The 17,619-nt window shown below is 58.9% G+C and carries 19 protein-coding genes; 16 read left to right on the top strand and 3 right to left on the bottom strand.

Going from position 1 to position 17,619, the window contains the following annotated elements:
• Positions 1-111: 111 nt before the first annotated feature.
• The 3 genes from mutS to ACP7EE_RS18510 form a co-directional block, all read right to left on the bottom strand.
• Complete coding sequence (gene mutS / locus ACP7EE_RS18520; protein WP_426206183.1) at positions 112-2,691, bottom strand: DNA mismatch repair protein MutS; 2,580 nt, start codon at positions 2,689-2,691, stop codon at positions 112-114.
• A gap of 225 nt (positions 2,692-2,916) precedes the next feature.
• Positions 2,917-3,084: a hypothetical protein gene (locus ACP7EE_RS18515; RefSeq protein ID WP_426206185.1), complete on the bottom strand. Its 168-nt coding sequence runs from the start codon at positions 3,082-3,084 to the stop codon at positions 2,917-2,919.
• On the bottom strand, positions 3,081-3,806 hold the full coding sequence (locus ACP7EE_RS18510) for a zeta toxin family protein (protein WP_426235813.1): 726 nt from the start codon (positions 3,804-3,806) through the stop codon (positions 3,081-3,083). Before ACP7EE_RS18510 ends, ACP7EE_RS18515 begins: the two co-directional genes overlap by 4 nt.
• Before the next feature lie 199 nt (positions 3,807-4,005).
• Here ACP7EE_RS18510 and ACP7EE_RS18505 point away from each other — a divergent pair, with 199 nt between their 5' ends.
• The 16 genes from ACP7EE_RS18505 to ACP7EE_RS18430 all read left to right on the top strand — a co-directional run bounded on the left by ACP7EE_RS18505 (position 4,006) and on the right by ACP7EE_RS18430 (position 17,611).
• The gene (locus ACP7EE_RS18505; RefSeq protein WP_420648307.1) at positions 4,006-4,740 is read left to right on the top strand and encodes an XRE family transcriptional regulator; all 735 of its coding nucleotides are present in this window, start codon (positions 4,006-4,008) and stop codon (positions 4,738-4,740) included.
• Between the two features lie 526 nt (positions 4,741-5,266).
• Positions 5,267-5,605, top strand: coding sequence for a phage holin family protein (locus ACP7EE_RS18500; RefSeq protein ID WP_426206186.1), 339 nt, complete (start codon positions 5,267-5,269; stop codon positions 5,603-5,605).
• 72 nt (positions 5,606-5,677) lie between these two features.
• Positions 5,678-6,199 carry a hypothetical protein gene (locus ACP7EE_RS18495; protein WP_426235753.1) on the top strand — a complete coding sequence of 174 codons (522 nt, stop codon included), beginning with the start codon at positions 5,678-5,680 and terminating at the stop codon, positions 6,197-6,199.
• A 3-nt stretch (positions 6,200-6,202) separates the two neighbouring features.
• On the top strand, positions 6,203-6,814 hold the full coding sequence (locus ACP7EE_RS18490) for a phage baseplate assembly protein V (protein ID WP_426206189.1): 612 nt from the start codon (positions 6,203-6,205) through the stop codon (positions 6,812-6,814).
• 9 nt (positions 6,815-6,823) lie between these two features.
• Positions 6,824-7,156 (top strand): phage baseplate protein, encoded by a 333-nt coding sequence (locus tag ACP7EE_RS18485; RefSeq protein WP_426206190.1) that lies wholly within the window; start codon positions 6,824-6,826, stop codon positions 7,154-7,156.
• On the top strand, positions 7,153-8,148 hold the full coding sequence (locus ACP7EE_RS18480) for a baseplate J/gp47 family protein (RefSeq protein ID WP_426235751.1): 996 nt from the start codon (positions 7,153-7,155) through the stop codon (positions 8,146-8,148). The genes ACP7EE_RS18485 and ACP7EE_RS18480 overlap by 4 nt, the downstream gene beginning before the upstream one ends.
• A complete protein-coding gene (locus ACP7EE_RS18475) occupies positions 8,145-8,780 on the top strand; it encodes a phage tail protein I (protein ID WP_426235749.1) in 636 nt (211 codons plus the stop codon). Before ACP7EE_RS18480 ends, ACP7EE_RS18475 begins: the two co-directional genes overlap by 4 nt.
• Entirely contained in the window at positions 8,781-11,528 is a 2,748-nt protein-coding gene (locus ACP7EE_RS18470) for a phage tail protein (protein ID WP_426235747.1), read from the top strand. It begins immediately after the preceding gene.
• 296 nt (positions 11,529-11,824) lie between these two features.
• Positions 11,825-12,247, top strand: coding sequence for a phage tail protein (locus ACP7EE_RS18465; RefSeq protein WP_426206195.1), 423 nt, complete (start codon positions 11,825-11,827; stop codon positions 12,245-12,247).
• A 99-nt stretch (positions 12,248-12,346) separates the two neighbouring features.
• Positions 12,347-12,532 (top strand): hypothetical protein, encoded by a 186-nt coding sequence (locus ACP7EE_RS18460; protein ID WP_426235745.1) that lies wholly within the window; start codon positions 12,347-12,349, stop codon positions 12,530-12,532.
• 2 nt (positions 12,533-12,534) lie between these two features.
• Complete coding sequence (locus tag ACP7EE_RS18455; RefSeq protein WP_420648297.1) at positions 12,535-13,701, top strand: phage tail protein; 1,167 nt, start codon at positions 12,535-12,537, stop codon at positions 13,699-13,701.
• Positions 13,701-14,207, top strand: coding sequence for a phage major tail tube protein (locus ACP7EE_RS18450; RefSeq protein WP_426235743.1), 507 nt, complete (start codon positions 13,701-13,703; stop codon positions 14,205-14,207). The genes ACP7EE_RS18455 and ACP7EE_RS18450 overlap by 1 nt, the downstream gene beginning before the upstream one ends.
• A 77-nt stretch (positions 14,208-14,284) precedes the next feature.
• Positions 14,285-14,866 (top strand): phage tail assembly protein, encoded by a 582-nt coding sequence (locus tag ACP7EE_RS18445; RefSeq protein WP_426206200.1) that lies wholly within the window; start codon positions 14,285-14,287, stop codon positions 14,864-14,866.
• Between the two features lie 129 nt (positions 14,867-14,995).
• Positions 14,996-17,023: a phage tail tape measure protein gene (locus tag ACP7EE_RS18440; protein ID WP_426206201.1), complete on the top strand. Its 2,028-nt coding sequence runs from the start codon at positions 14,996-14,998 to the stop codon at positions 17,021-17,023.
• Entirely contained in the window at positions 17,023-17,406 is a 384-nt protein-coding gene (locus ACP7EE_RS18435) for a phage tail protein (protein ID WP_420648293.1), read from the top strand. Before ACP7EE_RS18440 ends, ACP7EE_RS18435 begins: the two co-directional genes overlap by 1 nt.
• Entirely contained in the window at positions 17,399-17,611 is a 213-nt protein-coding gene (locus ACP7EE_RS18430) for a tail protein X (protein ID WP_420648292.1), read from the top strand. Before ACP7EE_RS18435 ends, ACP7EE_RS18430 begins: the two co-directional genes overlap by 8 nt.
• The last annotated feature ends 8 nt before the right edge of the window (positions 17,612-17,619 follow it).

The raw sequence follows: 17,619 nt of genomic DNA, 5'->3' as shown, positions 1-17,619 counted from the left end.
TGCCCCTTCACGGTTGGGGTCGCCAGGTTCGGGAGCGATGCCTGCTGGCCAGGCTATTAACCAGCAGCATCCCAAACCGCGCGAGATTCTAACAGCTTGAAGCCGTTTGCGTTATATCCGGTTCTTCAGTGCATAGAGCATTTCGAGAGCACGACGCGGGGTCAGGTCGTCGAGGTCCAGTTTAGCCAGCTCATCCAGCACCGGGTGTGGCAGCGCGGCAAACATGTCGCTTTGCATCGGCGCCGCCGGTTTGCCTTTGACGGGCGCCGGTTGCTCGTGCGGCAGAGCGGTATCTTCCAGGCGGCTCAGGTGTTCGCGAGCACGCAGGATCACTTCATTTGGCACGCCCGCCAGTTGCGCCACGGCCAGGCCGTAGCTCTGACTCGCAGGCCCGGGCAGCACGTGGTGCAGGAATACGATGCGCTCGTTGTGCTCGGTGGCGTTGAGGTGCACGTTGGCCACCAGCGGCTGGGCTTCCGGCAACACTGTCAGTTCGAAGTAGTGCGTGGCGAACAGCGTGTAGGCGCGCAGCTCCGCCAGGCGTTCAGCCGCAGCCCAGGCCAGCGACAGGCCGTCAAAGGTGCTGGTGCCGCGACCGACTTCGTCCATCAACACCAGACTGCGCTCGGTGGCGTTGTGCAGGATGTTGGCGGTCTCGCTCATTTCCACCATAAAGGTCGAACGCCCGCCGGCGAGGTCATCGCTGGAGCCGATCCGGGTGAAGATCCGGTCCACCAGCGACAGTTCGCAACTGGCCGCCGGCACGAAGCTGCCGATATGCGCGAGTAACACGATCAGTGCGGTCTGACGCATATAAGTGGATTTACCGCCCATGTTCGGGCCGGTGATCACCAGCATGCGCGTACTGTCGTCCAGGCTCAGGTCGTTGGCCACGAACGGCGTGGTCAACACTTGCTCGACCACCGGATGGCGACCCTGGGTGATGCGCATGCACGGTTCGCTGACGAACTGCGGGCAGTTCAGGTCCAGATTCAGCGCACGCTCGGCGAGGTTGCTCAGCACGTCGAGTTCGGCCAGTGCTGCGGCGGTGTCCTGCAATGGCGGCAACTGGCTGATTAGGTCTTCCAGCAGCGCCTCATAGAGCATCTTCTCGCGAGCGAGGGCGCGGCTCTTGGCCGACAGCGCCTTGTCTTCAAACTCTTTGAGTTCCGGCGTGATGAAGCGCTCGGCACCCTTGAGGGTCTGACGGCGAATGTAATCCGCCGGAGCCGATTCGGCCTGCTTGCTCGGCAACTCGATGAAGTAACCGTGAATGCGGTTGTAGCCGACTTTCAGATGGGACAGCCCGGTGCGCGCCTTTTCCCGAGCTTCCAGATCGATCAGGAACTGGCCGGCGTTCTCGCTCAGCGATTGCAGCTCGTCGAGTTCGCTGTCGTAACCGGTTTTCAGCACACCACCGTCACGGATGACGGCGGGCGGGTTATCGATAATGGCTTTGGCCAGCAGTGCTGCCAGCTCCGGGTAGGTGCTGGTGATGGTCGCCAGTTGATTCAGGTGCGGCGCTTCCAGATCGGCCATCGCCACTTGCAGCTCAGGCAACGCGCCGAGGGCGTCACGCAGGCGCGCGAGGTCACGAGGACGCGCATTGCGCAGGCCGATCCGCGCGAGAATCCGCTCGATGTCGCCGATTTCCTTGAGCTGCGGTTGCAGGTTTTCGAAGCGATAGCGGTCGAGCAGGCAAGTGATCGACGTCTGGCGTGCGAGCAATACCTTCAAATCGCGCAACGGACGGTTCAGCCAGCGCGTCAGCAAACGACTGCCCATCGCGGTCTGGCAGCGATCCACTACAGATTGCAGCGTGTTGTCGCGACCGCCAGCGAGGTTGGTATCCAGTTCCAGATTGCGACGGCTGGCGCCGTCCAGCACCACAGTGTCGTCAAGCCGCTCGTGACGCAGGCTGCGCAAGTGGGGCAGGGCGGTGCGCTGGGTTTCCTTGGCGTAGGCCAGCAGGCAACCGGCAGCGCCGATGGCCAGAGTCAGATTCTCGCAACCGAAGCCTTTCAAGTCTTGGGTGGAAAACTGCTGGCAAAGACTTTTCAGCGCCGTATCACGCTCGAAATCCCACGGCGCACGACGACGTACGCCACGACGTTTCTCTGCCGGCAGATCCTTCGGCCAGTCGTCCGGGATCAACAACTCCACCGGGTTGACCCGCTCCAGCTCTGCCAGCAGGTTTTCCCAGCCTTTGATCTCCAGCACGCTGAAGTTGCCGCTGGTGATGTCCAACACCGCCAGACCAAACAGACGCTCGTCGCCCAATACCGCCGCGATCAGGTTGTCACGACGCTCATCCAGCAGCGCCTCGTCACTGACCGTACCCGGCGTGATGATCCGTACCACTTGGCGGTCTACCGGGCCTTTACTGGTAGCCGGATCACCGACTTGCTCGCAAATCACCACCGACTCGCCGAGCTTGACCAGTTTCGCCAAGTAGCCTTCCGCCGCGTGGTAAGGAATCCCACACATCGGAATCGCCTGACCCGCCGACTGACCACGAGCAGTCAGGGTGATGTCCAGCAACTTGGCCGCTTTCTTCGCATCTTCATAGAAGATCTCGTAGAAATCGCCCATGCGATAGAACATCAGCTGATCCGGGTGCTGATTCTTCAGGCGCCAGTATTGCTGCATCATCGGAGTGTGGGAGGACAGGTCGGAGACGGCTTTATTCATCGGATTGTCAGAAAACTCGTTCGAAGGTGTAGGGCAAGAGCGGGGCACAGGCGCGGCTTTTGCGCGATGGGCGCAAGATTACCATGGGCGGTCTGGTGGGCGCAGGGATGACGGTTGAATAGCCGTCCTCGGTGGTGTTGGGATCAGGGGGCGCCAGCAGGTCGAGCCTTGAAATGAAAAAGCCCGGCATTTGGCCGGGCTTCGCTTGGAACTCAGAGTGAACTTTCAGGCGCGCTTCGTCTCGGCTTGCATCATCACCAGATTCTGCTGCTTGGTTGCCTCAGTCAAAACCTCACCGTAGACACGCTTTTTCTGCTCTGCCTTCGCATTACGAATGAAATCGGCGAATGGGTTTGTGGCTCCTTTTTCAGAGCTTTGCTTTGTAAAAATCATGAATGCTCTCCTGAAGGTAGCCCAAGTTTGGCCTCTAGATCGGCCCGCGTATATCGCTCAGGGATATGGTAGTCAATTTTATCGACGCCAGCTTTGTACAGTCGTCCCGAATTGTCGATGTGCTTGAGCAGTAGGTCGACATGAACATCCCCACCAAACTCTAGCTTAAGTGAGTTCACTACGTCACGCGCCGCAAAATACTGTTCGATGAAGTGCTGCTTGCGGATCCTCCTGCCCTCTGCTTCCTCACGAGCTTTGACAAAGTCCCAGGCAAGGAACGGGTTCTGATACACATACAGAATTTGGACGAACCTGCCTTTTTTCAAGGAGCGTTCCACGTTTCTCTTGGCCACTTTCAGGTTGGAAAGCGTGCCATCCAACAAGAATGACTGCCTTTGATGAATTGCGAAGTCGAGGATTTTTTCAACCAGAATTGAAACCCCTCCTTGAAAAAGCCAAGAATTTCTTCCCGAGTATTCAACGAATTCATTACGTAGCTCATCCGGGTCAATCCTCAGAATTTTGGCATCAACGAAAAGATTTACCAGAGCTACCGACGCTTCGGTTTTGCCTGCTCCCGGCGAACCTGCCATAAACACAGATACTGGCGCTTGCTCTGGGAGAAAAATCGCGTTGTCGGTAAACCGCCTCGCAATGCTTTTCTTGTTTGATCGAGCGAAGCTGATTGCTTGGTCGACGATCTTTTGCTCGGCCGGCGTCATGAATTGTTTGTCTGGATCAGTTTCATTCACTGTGTTGATCACCTATTGGAATTCTTGCCTTCAGGCTAGCTCCCTCTGTGCTGTTACTCAGCCAATCAATCGACGAAGATGAAACAAGATTTGAATGTAACCTGATTAATGCACAATTTATGCAAATCAGCATTTGTCATCCCGAAAAACTTCAAGCACTATGCGCGTTATGCAAAAACGCAACGTATCTACCGTATTAAGAGCACTGCTCGACCAGCACGGGATCTCCCCTACGGAGCTTCACCGGCGTACCGGCGTGCCTCAATCCACGCTCTCGCGGATTCTCAGCGGGAAGATTGTCGATCCTTCGGATAAACACATCTCGAAGATCGCCGAGTACTTCGCCGTGAGCACCGATCAGTTGCGCGGGCGCGCGGATGTTGCGCCGAGCGCGGCAGCCGGGCGCGATGAGGTGCATTTTGAACTCAAGGACATAAGCCTGTGGGACGACGACACGCCGGTCGATGATGACGAGGTGTCTGTACCCTTTTTGCGCGAGGTTGAATTGGCTGCTGGATCAGGAAGATTCGTCGTGGAAGAGAGCGAGCGCTCTAGTCTGCGCTTCGGCAAACGAAGCTTGCGTCATAACGGTGTGCAATTCGACCAGGCCAAATGCGTGACCGTGCGCGGCAATAGTATGTTGCCGGTGCTGCGCGATGGCGCAACGGTCGGCGTCAACGCAGGCAAGTGCGGCATCGGCGACATCATCGATGGCGACCTGTACGCGATCAATCACAATGGTCAGCTGAGGGTGAAGCAGCTCTATCGTCTGCCTACCGGCATCCGCTTGCGCAGCTTCAATCGTGATGAACATCCGGATGAGGATTACAGCTTCCAGGAAATCCAGGAAGAGCAGATCGTCATCATTGGCCACGTCTTCTGGTGGGGCATGTACGCCCGCTAACCTCACCTTTTCCAAATGAAACCCGCCACCCGGCGGGTTTTTTTTCGCCCCGAAAAATGGCCAACCCCCCGACCTGCGCGGCCTTCATGCATCAGTGCATGCTTGATGCATAAATAAATGCATTTACGCATTGACTGTATATGCATCCATGCATATCATGACCACCAAGCCGCTCGACAAAGCGGCTGGAAACGAAAGCTCTTTAGTTCCACAAGAACAGGCAGCGATGAATCGGCCTCAACGATTCAGAGGGTTGGCAACTGACCCGGGTGTGCAGCGTAAAGCACCAAAAGCAGTTATCCGGCGGGCAGGGACCGCGGTCGGAAAAACAATCTGAATGGACTCGTACCGCGCCAGTAGCGCCGAAAAGTCAGCTTCCTTCTCGTACACAGGATTGAAGGAAGGCGAAGGAGCGCATTACTGAAAGGCCCGGCGTAAAAAGCCGGGCTTTTTGGAATGCCTACCTCAAGAGAAAACGTTTGAACCCACCACACACCACTCACCCATCACCCCCCGGAGGCGTGACATGACAAACGAGCAACAAGCGTTGGCGGACATGCCGGTCTGGCTGGTCATTTTCCTCGCCGTCATCGGCGGGGTGTCCGGCGAAATGTGGCGCGCCGACAAGGAGGGCGCTCGCGGCTGGTCACTGCTGCGGCGTCTGGCCCTGCGCTCCGGCGCCTGCATGATCTGCGGCGTCTCGGCAATCATGCTGCTGTACGCCGCAGGTCTGTCGATCTGGGCTGCCGGCGCGTTCGGTTGCCTGACCGCCATGGCCGGCGCCGACGTCGCCATCGGCCTCTATGAACGCTGGGCCGCCAAACGCATTGGCGTCTGCGAAGTTCCCCCGCGCGATCAACCTTAAGCACTGATTTCTCCGTGCCGCCATTTTTTGGCGGCAAGGGGGGCGTGTGGACGATAGAAAAGGAGGTCATGTATGCCCACACCGATCCAGCAGCCGTCGCAACTGTTCACGGCTATCGCGACAACCCTGCGCAATACCGCCGGTTTCAATCTGCAGGTCGGCAATCATCAGGATTTTGATGCGCCCGGTGCTCAGCCTTGGGTGTTGATCGACATCGAACGCAACGGGCCGGGCGAACGTGCCGCTGATGGGCGCATCGCTCATGTGCTGACGTTGTCTCTGCAAGTCATACCGGCGGTTTCTGCCACAGCATTCGCCGCCTGCGATCTGATCGCGGCACTGAAGAACCTGGCCACCGACAACCGCTGGGGCCTGCCTGGCGATCAATGCGATCTGCCGATCAATCTCGATGGATTGCCTTCACTGCTCATCGTTGCAGACCGCCAATACAAGGCCTGGACACTCTCATTCAGCCAGACCCTGTACCTCGGACCAACTCTGCTTGATGACCCATTGGGCACGCCGAAATTTGCTCGCACCTGGGAAGTCAGCGACATCGACAATCCGGACAACTACACCACGCTGGAGGCCTGACCGATGTTCGACGCACTACTGCGCATGCAGCTCGGCCCGATCATCGAACGGCTGGCCGAAATGGAAGCGGAAATCGAAGACCTGCACCGGCGTGCCGAGAGCTTTTGCCGCATCGGCATCTGTCAGGAAGTCGACGCCGCGAGCAACACCTGCAAGGTCAGTCACGGTGGATTGCTCACGCCGTTGATCAAGTTCTTCAACCCGAGCGCCGGTGCCCAGAGCGAATCGCGCATTCCGTCGCTGGGCGAGCAGTGTCTGCTACTCAACTACGGCAGCGGCGAAAGCGGCGCGCAGGCCGTGGCGTTGTTCGGTCTCAACAGCGAGCGTTTTCCACCGACCTCAACCGTGCCCACGCTGACCCGGCGCATCCATCAGGACGGCAGCGAAAGCGCTTACGACGATGCGACTCACGTCCTGCACTGGCAAAACGGCCCGGCTACGTTCAAAGGTTCTCGCGAAACGCTGGAGCTGAGTATCGGCCCGGCGCGATTGGCCATGACGCCACAGTCGATTGACCTGCAACTCGGCGCCGTCGGCCTGTCGATCAACAACGCCGGCGTGCACTTCAGCGGCCCGTTGGTGGATCACCAGGGACGCGTCATCAGCACCGCATAAGAGCCTTCCATGATCGGAATCGATAGAGACAGCGGGGCCACGGTCGACGACTGGCTGCAATTTGTGCAGCGCGCGACCCGTGCCCTGACCACGCCGCTCGGCACTCGGCAAAAGCGCCCGCTATATGGCTCGCTGATCCCGACGTTGCTCGGGCAGAACCTCGGCGACGATGTGCTGCTTCTGGCGCAGAGCCACGCAGCGCAAGCGTTCTACAACGCACAAAACGGCATCAGCGATTTTCAGCCGCAAGTGATCGTCGCCACACGTCAGGGCGCCGGTCTGTTGTTGCGGTTCGCCGGCACCTGGAAAAACCGCCAACAGACCTTCGAGGTAGTGACATGAGCATGTTGATCCCCGGCCAGAACCAGTTGGCCGAACCGGCGCTGATCACCGTCGAGGCGTTTGAAGACTTGCTCACCGAGTTCAAGACTTTCGTCGTCGAATACGTCGGCGCACGTTCGCCAGACAGCGCGGTAAAACTCAAGACCAGCCTGGAAAACGAAAGCGAATTGCTGACCTTGGCGCTCGAAGCTTTCTGCCTCCGACTGCAAACCCACGAACGCAAATACAACGCCCGGATCAAGCAGATGCTGGCGTGGTGGGCGATTGGCAGCAACCTCGATGCGCGGCTGGCGGACATGGGCCTGGAGCGGCAATTGCTCGATCCGGGCGACCCGGCGGCCTTCCCGCCGATTGCCCCGATTTACGAAAGCGACGACGACGCCCGGTTGCGTTATTACCTGGCGCCGCATGCTCCGGCAGCGGGCTCACGCATGCAGTATCGCCGCGAAATTTTCACCCTTGGCGAACGGCCAACGGTGAAGGTCGAATCCACCGAAGCGGGGGTGGTCAACGTTACTTACACCTTCGACCCGGACGGTCTCGCGGCTCAGGTCAAGGACGGCAATGGTCGCCGCACTGCGCCTGGCCAAGTGCGCGTCACGGTGCTCTCTCGCGATGGCGACGGTAGCGCGCCCGAAGCCTTACTCAACGGCGTGCGCCAACACTTTGCCCGCCCTGACGTGCGACCGGAAACCGACCTCGTCACCGTGCAAGGCGCCGAGATCAAGCGCTACAAAATCCGCGTCGTGGCGAAGATCAATTCGGGTCCGGATTCGGGCCTGACCAAAGTCGCTGCGCAGCAACAGTTGCAGGCGTATGCCGACAGTTGTCATCGCCTCGAAGGCCGGGTCGATCCGAGCTGGATCGACTACACGCTGCACAGCGCCGGTGCCGTGCAACTGGAGATTCTTGAACCTCTGGAGCCGGTCATCGCCAACGCGTTTCAGGCGCCGTATTGCACGGCGGTCGAGGTCGAGGTGCTGACTATATGAGTGATCAATTTCCACGCCCGACGTTACTGCCGGCCAACAGCTCGGCGCTGGAACGCGCGCTCGATATCGGCTTCGGTGCATTGCTTGATCGCATCGCGCCGCCGTTTCCAGAACTGATGAACCCGCAACAGACCCCGGTCGCATTCCTGCCGTATCTCGCGGCAGATCGCGGCGTCGCCGAATGGAGCACTGACGCCCCCGAAGCGGAAAAACGCCTGACCGTCGAACTGGCCTGGCCTACCGCGCGCCAGGCCGGCACCCGCAAGGCGCTGGAAAACGCTGCCAAGGGTTTGCAACTGCGCCCGCAAATCCGCGCCTGGTACGAGCAGACGCCACCTGGTGCGCCCTACAGTTTTTCCGTGCGCGCCTTCAGCGATCAACCCTACAGCGAAGCGATCGACGCGCGTCTCGACCGACGTCTGGCAGATGCCAAAAGTGAACGCGACATTCTGTCGGTATCGGTCGGCTTGAGCGCTTTTGGCAGCCATTACATCGGCGCCGCCACTTTCTGCGGTGAGCTGACCACGATTTATCCGGTATTCATCGAAGGGCTTGAGGCGTCGGGCGAGGCCTTCATGGCCGCTGCTTTGTACACCGTCGAAACATCCACTATTTATCCTCAGGGGGCCTGAATGGCTGACTATTACACCCTGCTCACCAACGCAGGGATTGCCTACGAAACTGCCTGCAAGGCAGCGGGCACGCCGATCAAGTTGACGCAGATTTCCGTCGGCGACGGCGGCGAGGGCGGGGTCTACAACCCGGCCGCCACCGCCACCGAGCTCAGACGCGAAGTCTGGCGCGGGCCGCTGAATGCACTGTTCCAGGACGAGAAAAACCCGAGCTGGCTGCTCGCCGAAGTCACCATCCCGCCGGACGTTGGCGGCTGGTATGTGCGTGAAGCAGGGCTGTGGACCGACACTGGCGTGCTCTACGCAATCGTCAAATACCCTGAGTCGTTCAAACCGGTTCTGGCCACGTCAGGCTCGGGCAAAGAGTTCTACATTCGTTCGATTTTCGAGACCAGCAATGCGTCGCTGGTGACGTTGTTGATCGATGACACAGTGGTCAAGGCTACCCGTGCGTGGGTCATGAGTTATCTGGCTGAAGAGCTTGGCAAGCTGGATGGCAAGCAATCGGTGCGTGTTGCCGCGACTGGCAACGTGGTGCTGAAGGGCGCGCAGCAGATCGATGGTGTGGCGGTGATCGCCGGTGATCGTGTGTTGCTGCCGAATCAGACGCTGGCCAAGGATAACGGTCTGTGGATCGTGGCCAACGGCGACTGGGTTCGGGCCAACGATGCCAACGTCAGCGCCAAGGTCACGCCGGGTCTGACGGTGATGGTGGAAGAGGGCACGGCGAACGGTGATTCGCTTTGGCACCTGACCACCAATGCGCCGATCAACCTGGGTACTACCGCGCTGACATTCGAGATGTTGGCGGGGCGCACCGGGATTCTGGCGGGGACTTATAAAAGTCTGACTGTGGACAAATATGGTCGAGCGACGGCGGGTTCCAATCCTGAATCGCTGGCCGGGTTTGGCATCAAGGATTCGTACACCAAGGCAGAAGTGGATGCGTTGATCGCCAAGGCGTCGGCGTTGCCGGTGGGATCGATTGTTGCTTTCCCTGTCGATTCGCCGCCACCGGGATTTCTTGAGCTGGATAACAGCGTCAAGAGCAGCGCTATTTACCCGGACTTGAGCGCCTATCTGGGCGGCAAGTTCAACAAGGGGGATGAGGGGGTTGGGAACTTCCGACTGCCTGAGACGCGCGGTGAATTCTTGCGCGGTTGGGATCATGGGCGTGGGGTCGATGCGGGACGTGGCGTGGGTAGCTGGCAAGCCGATGACAACAAGTCCCATATTCATGGCACTACTTACGATGTAATCGCTGATATTTTCATGGCTGGGGATGTAAGGAGAAATTACCTTCAGCAGTACAACGGCACGGATGATGTTGTAACGAAAGCATCGGGCGGAGCAGAAGCTCGCCCACGCAACATCGCCGTCATGTGGTGCATCAAAGCCTGGAACGCCCCGATCAATCAAGGAAACATCGATGTAGCGGCACTGGTCAAGGAAGTCTCACGGCTTGGATCTGCTGTCCCGGTGGGTGCCGTTCTGGCATTTCCGAGCGGAATCGTACCTCCCGGATTTCTTGAGCTGGATGGCAGTGTGCAGAGCATTGCGACTTATCCGGACTTGGCGACGTATCTCGGCACCACTTACAACAAGGGGAATGAGGGTGCAGGCAACTTCCGGCTGCCGGAATCGCGGGGTGAGTTCCTGCGGGGCTGGGATCATGGACGTGGCGTGGATTCGGGGCGGACTCTGGGGAGTTGGCAAAAAGGCAGTTTGCAGTCCTTTGATCCATCCAACGAGAGCTTGGCCGTATCCGGTCTATGGCATAACACTGCGTCCAATGCGGGCATCGCGCAGGCGCATGGCCTCGATGCTCATTCGCAGTGGGATTACCCGATCAGTAACTCAGTTTTTACCACTGGTGCCGGGCCTGTTAGCGATGGTGCGTTAGGTGTAACCCGCCCACGCAACCTCGCCGTCATGTGGTGCATCAAAGCCTGGAACGCACCGATCAACCAGGGGAGCATCGACATTGCTGTGCTCTCTGAACAGCTGCAACAGCTTTCGTTGAATGGGCCCATTGCTGGGGACATTCGAAACGCTCGAGTCTCAATTCCGGTCGCTGCTTCGACCGCCACGTTTACAGCTTCCGAGATGGTGCTGGGAGATGTGAACGGGAATAGGGTCGTGATCTCCAACTTCAACCAGAGCATCAACCTGTCGGCTTCGGTCAAGGGCCTGGGGACGATGGATGTGGGCGCGGCACCGGTCAATGGGTTTGTCGCGATGTACGCGCTTTACAATCCTGCCTCCAGATCCACCGGCATTATCGCCGTAAATACCACTGCAGCAATCGCTCCGAAGCTGTTGGCGGGCGTTGCTCCTGATGGATATACGTTTTCCGCGCTCCTCAGCATTTTGCCGACGAATGCCAGTGCTCAATTTGCTGTCGCTGAACAAGTTGATCGCCAGGTGTTCTATGGCGCGCAAGTGTTGTCGACAACTGTCCCGGTTCTGACGCTCACAGGGTTATCGATTTCTGCAGCTGTGCCATTGAATGCCAAGTCGGTTTCTGGAAACTTTCAAGGCACGGTGTCGGCCAGTGGATACAGCATGGCGCTTGCCGGGTCAGCTGCCGCCATAGGTCTTCAGACCTTTATCGTGAACTTTACAGGGGTAGGCGGTGGTTCGTTTCTGGATGTTCCCCTGTTGTCGCCGCAAACGCTGTTTTATCGCCTGAGCAGCGCCGGAACCTTTAGTGCTTTTGCGATCACGACGAATAGTTACAGGTTTTGAAGGGTGAACCGAGTGGAAGATAAATCACGCATAAACGTCCGCCGAGCAGATTCTAGCCATTGCCAAGGCTGTCCGCGCTCACGTCCAGACCTGCTTTGATCGCGAACTGGATTTGCTCCGGGCCCTTGAGGCAGGAACCTATAAAGATGAAATGCTCGCTGTAGGCTGGCCGGTTTCGACGCCCCCAGCACCGATTACAGCGCTTCAATAAACGCCCCACACCGTGGGGCGTTTTCATATCTGGCCACCCAGGCGGGTGGTTTTAGAGTCGTTACTTATCAAACAAGGAAGAACCTATGTTTTATGCACCCTCCACGGGCGGTTTTTACGATCCCGCCATTCATTCCGAAATTCCAAGCGATGCAGTTGAAATCTCTCGGGAGTACTGGCTCGAGTTATTGAACGGGCTGTCTACCGGCAAGATGATTGTCATGAATGAAAATAACTATCCGGTGCTGGTTGATCGGCCGGGGCCAACGCCTGCGGAACTTGAGAGCATTGAACGCTACTGGCGCAAACAGCAGATCGCGCTCACTGATCCCGTGGTCAACCGTCACCGTGACGAGGTGGACCGTTGGCCAACCCTGCTGACCCCGGCGCAATACATCGAGTTGCAGACCTATCGCCACGTGCTGCGCATCTGGCCGGTCGGCGGCGAGTTGCCTTTGAGCGAAAACCGCCCAGCTGCGCCGGAATGGCTCGCTAGCCTGCCTGAATAAAAACGCCCCGCACTGACGGGGCGTTTTCTTATCCGCTGATCAGTAACTGATAGCCCCTTCTTGAAACCAAGGGGCTTTTTCGTCTTTGGAGAAACTCGAATGGCAACTCGCCAAACCTACACCGTGCTCGTTCCATTCCCCACCGGCGGTGGGCATTGGTCGAGCATCGGTCAAGAACTCGATCTGCTCGACGTCGAGGCCAGTGCCTTGCACTTCGCCGGTCGACTGGAACTGAAAACCACAACCACCCAGGCCGTGAAGGCCGCTGCCAAGAAGGCTGACTGAATATGGCTGAGGTTCTGAACTTCGAGCACAACGGCATTACCGTAAACGCTACTGAATCCCCCGAGGCCATGGGTGGTCTGGGTGACAACGTGATCGGTCTGGTCGGCACCGCGCCGAAAGCCGATCCGCTGATTCCGCGTAACGCACCGTTTCGCATCAACAGCTTCACCACGCATGCGCTGCTTGACCCGACCGGTTCGGAAGAGGGCACGCTGTACCACGCGGTCTACCAGATCCTCAAAGTGGTCAAAGTGCCGGTGTACGTAGTGATCGTCGAAGCGGGCGCAACCCCGGCCGATACCGTCAACGCGGTGATCGGTGGCGTCGAGCCGCTGACCGGCCGCAAGCTCGGTCTGGCCGCGCTGGGCAGTGTCCCGGAAGACCTGACCATCATCGGCGCGCCGGGTTTCACCGGCACCAAAGCGGTGGCCAGCGAGTTCGCCTCGTTCGGCAAACGCATCAAGGCCCGCGTGGTGCTGGACGGCAAGGACGCTGCGGTCGCTGACCAGGTTCTGTACAGCCAGGAACTGGGTGGCGCCGACCTCGGTTTCGACCGTTGCCTGGTGGTGCACAACATGCCCGCCGTGTACTCGAAAGCGGCGAAGAAAAACGTATTCCTGTCGCCTTCCAGCCTGGCGATTGCCGCGCTGGCCAAGGTCAAGCAGTGGGAAAGCCCGGGCAACCAGGTGACCTACGCCGAAGACGTGTCGCGGGTGGTGGAATACAACATCCTCGACACCTCCACCGAAGGCGACCTGCTCAACCGCTACGGCATCAGCTACTACGCCCGCACCGTGCTCGGCGGCTTCTCGCTGCTGGGTAACCGCTCGGTTACCGGCAAGTTCATCAGCTACGTCGGCCTCGAAGATGCGATCAGCCGCAAGCTGGTCAAGGCCGGTCAGAAAGCCATGGCCAAGAACCTGACCAAATCCTTCATGGATCAAGAGGTCAAGCGCATCAACGACTGGCTGCAAACCCTGGTCGCCGACGAAACCATTCCCGGCGGCAGCGTGTACCTGCACCCGGAACTCAACAGCGTCGAGAAGTACAAGAACGGCACCTGGTTCGTGGTCATCGACTACGGCCGCTACGCGCCGAACGAACACATGGTTTATCAACTCAACGCCCGCGATGAAATCATCGAGCAGTTCCTGGAGGACGTTCTCTAATGTTTACCAACCGTAATCGCCAGGCCATCGCGGCCACTCTGCAAGGCTTGCCGTTGTCGGCGACCGTCGAGGAATTCACTCCGCCGAAAATTGAATTCGACATGGAAGAAATGCGCGGCGGGCGCTTCATCGTCGAAGAAATGGCCAAGGGCGGCAAAGCGCTCGCCGCCAAGTTGACCCTGCAAGGCATGGGCACCGAAGTGATGCTGGCGCTGGGCGTGAAACTGGGCGACGACATCCTGCTGAACGTGCGTGAAGCCGGTCAGGATCAGGATGGCAACACTTGGTTCACCTACCACACGGTCGGCGGCAAGCTGAAATCCCTCGAGGAAACCGCGGTGAAAATGGGCGAAAAACCCAAGACCAATCTGGAGCTGTCCTGCCGCACCTACAACCGCCTGGAAAACGGCGTACCGGTGATCGACATCGACGTGCGTACCCAGAAGTTCGTGCTCAACGGTGTCGACATCCTCGGCGATGCACGTCGCGCGGTGCTGATGCCGTAAGTCGTTTCGGCAGATCCAGCACCAACCCTGTGGGGGGCAATTCCCACAGGGTCATAGCAATTTCAAGGAATTCATTCATGTCGTGGATGCCACCCAAGCATGACTTGTTGTCGCCGATCACCGGTGACGACGGCTCGCAGATCAACCAGATCCAGCTCAAACCACTGTTCTACGCCGCACAAAAAGACGCGCTGGCCCGTGCCGGCGATGACGAAGACGATCAGTTCTTCGAGCTGGCGCTGCTCGCCACCGGGCTGTCGGTCAAGGAACTCGATCAGCTCAAACGCCCGGACTACGTGACCATCGCGCAATACGTGCACGAAATGTCGACCCGTCCGGCGTCGTACTTTCTCCAGCAGATCGAAGACGCGGAAAAGTCCGACGATCCCGATCAAGTGCAACTGCTGCAACCGCTCGCCATCACCGGCCGCACCGTGACCTCGCTGAGTCTGGAAATGCCGGTTCTGCGTGCCACCAAAGTGATGAAGAAACTGAAAACGGCCAAGGAACGCGCCGAGTTCATCACCGCTCATTGCACCGGGCTGATGATCCCCGATCTGGCGTTGTTGAGCGTCCCGGACTGGACTCAGTTGCAGGTGCGCATAGACGATTTTTTAAACCAGCCGGCGGCCTTCTTTCAGAGCGCGACATCGAAGTAATCCTCGATATCGTGCCGCTCATTTACCCGGTAAGTGAAGCGGAAATTCTGGAGTGGGACGCCGAAAAGGCCTTGCGCCGCTACGACATCGCGATCACTCGCCTTGGCGTGAAACAGGAGTAGAGCGGCAATGGCAGAAAGCAAATATGCGCCGATGAATGCCGCTGAACGCGGTGCAGCGGCGTCTGGAAATCTCAATCTGACCCCGGCCACCGCGAATACAGGTGGCGGACAAATAGCCACAGATCAACTCTCCGGATTGAGTCAGGCGCTGCTCAAGACGAGTGCCAGTATTGGTTTGCTGACAACCGCGATCAACGCCTTGAAGTTGGCGCTTTCGAACCTGAACTCGCTATCCGCCAGCGCCACTGCCAAAAGAGAGACCGCCAGCGAACCAAAGACTTCGGTCGAGAGCATTGACCGGATCGAGCCGCCTGAGATGTTACAACCGGCCATCGCGTTGGACCTGGCAGAAGCTGAGTTAAAGGATGCCGCGCACCTGACCTCCAGACAAAGCAAAGAGATGGCGCAGACAAGCCAGAGGACCGCCACCGCGCCAATGGTGGCGGCGGGAGGAACCAGCGGTAGCGAGTTGCTCAAGGTCGCAACGTTTGCCGCTGACGCAGGGATCGGCAATGATCTGACCAACGCGGCGGACAAACCGTTCGAGCTGCTCAACTTCGCCGGTGACGCTGCGGTGGTTGCGTCAGCATTCAAAGTCCCGGCCATGGAAGTCGCCGAGATGATGGCGGTGTGGCGCACGTCGATGAAGCTGACTCGCGATCAGGCGTTTGACCTCGCGGATGCGACCAACCAACTCGGGAAAATGCCCGGGGACGTCAAAGCGGCAGACATCGGTGCAGTTCTCAAGGAGTCGGGCAGCGCGGCGATTGCCGCGGGCATGCAGCCAGAGCAGGCCGCCGCGTTGTCGGCTGCACTACTCGGCAGCGGGACGAACAAAGACGATGCCGGCGCTGCGTTGAAGAGCATTTCCATTGGGCTGGGCAAAGGTGACAAGGCCACAGTCGCTGAGCGTGGCGCCTGGAAGCAGTTGGGACTGGATCCCGCTGCCGTGGCCACGGCGATGCGCGACCCGGACAAGCAAAATGCACAGGGTGCGCTGATCTCGGTATTTGCTGCGCTGAACGCCAAACCGGTAGAGCAACGCGCCGCGTTGGCGCGGACAATATTTGCCGACAGCGGTGATGCCGCGCAGTTACTGGCGCAGAACCTCGGGGACGTGAACCAAGCCTTCGCGCTAGTGAAGGACAAAGATCAATACGCAACTTCGAAGCTCGGCGACCAAGGCTCGGTCCGCCAGTCTGCGCTGGCGCTGTCCAATACGCAGCAAGGGCAGTGGAACATTCACAATGCTCGTCAGGAGCGATGGGCAACGATCAACGCCAATGCATTGTCGCCTTCGCGTAATACGCTTGGCGCGGCCGGCGCTGGCCTGGATAACCTCAGTGACTGGGCGGAGGCCAATCCGAAAACTGCTGAGATTCTGTTGCCGGTGGCGGCGGCGCTCAAAATACTGATTGGTTTCGTGCTCGAGGCGGGGGCCGAGGAGTTGAAGGAGAAGGTCGGCAAAGGAATCTTCAAAAGCCGCTCTGGAGGCCCGCCAGACTTGGCACTTTCCGCAGATCCTGCAGCCAGGTTGCCGACCGACGAGCCGGCTATGAGCGTTGCCAGTCAACGTTCCTCCGCCACTGGCCCGACAAATATTCTCGAACAGACTTCTGTGGTAAATGCTCCACCACTGGAACCGTCGATAGCTTCAATGCAGCCTCTCTCGCCTGCTGCGCCAGCCTCTGAAAAGGCTGCGTTTGCAGTTGCGCAGGGTGGCCTGGTCGATGGCTGGCAGGATGTTGGCGCGGCGGGATCTTTGGGGGACCGACTCGCGGTCGCCGCGCCAGACACACTCGCCGCCCCCGGCCAGGTCAGCACCGATCTGGCGATCGCCCAAGCCTCGAACCAGCAAGTCACCTACGCACCTTCGGTTCAGGTGTACTGCAGCGATCCCGGCAGCTCGGAAAGCATCGGCCTGCTTGTCACTCAACACCTGCAAAGCCAATTCGACAGCCAGTTCACACCATTGATGAACACCAATCCCCTCGGCACCCGCCGTGACGCAGCCCTTACCGATGGAGTCGCCTGATGAAACAACAAATGGCACTCGGCAGTTTCATCTTCGGTCTGTCCCGCGAGTTTGCCTACAGCACGCTGGCGCGCAAATCCGACGGTGGCTGGACTGAATTGCCGATCCTCACCAGCAAACCCAAGTCCCATCAGACCGGACAAAAGCCGGAAAGCCTGACCATCGGCGGCACCTCGATGTACGCCGTGGCCATGGAACGGCTCGATGAACTCCGTGCGCTGCAAGCCTTGAGAGCACCGCTGCCGTTGATCGACGGCATCGGTCGCAACTGGGGTTTGTGGCGAATCATCAGCGTTCAGGAGAACCAGAGCGAGGTCATCGATGACGGCACCGCGATGGTGATCAAGTGGGTACTCGAATTAGCGGAGTTCAACAATGCGTAAGGTCCGAAGCGTGGCCGGTGATTCGGTCAATCTGCTGCTGTACCGCGAGTCGGGTCGCTCAGACGATCAGGCCGAGGCAGCGTTGTGGAAACTCAATTCGACCCTGGCCGAATACGGCCCCGTTTTGCCGGCGGGCATCTGGGTGACGCTGCCGGAACTCGACAGTCGGCCCGCCGCGATCAAGCCGGTTTTGGCCTGGGACTAAGGAGGTTG

This window comes from Pseudomonas sp. TWP3-2, from assembly GCF_049897765.1.
In the GTDB taxonomy this organism is placed as follows: Bacteria; Pseudomonadota; Gammaproteobacteria; order Pseudomonadales; family Pseudomonadaceae; genus Aquipseudomonas.
This window is presented reverse-complemented; position numbering and strand designations above follow the sequence as displayed.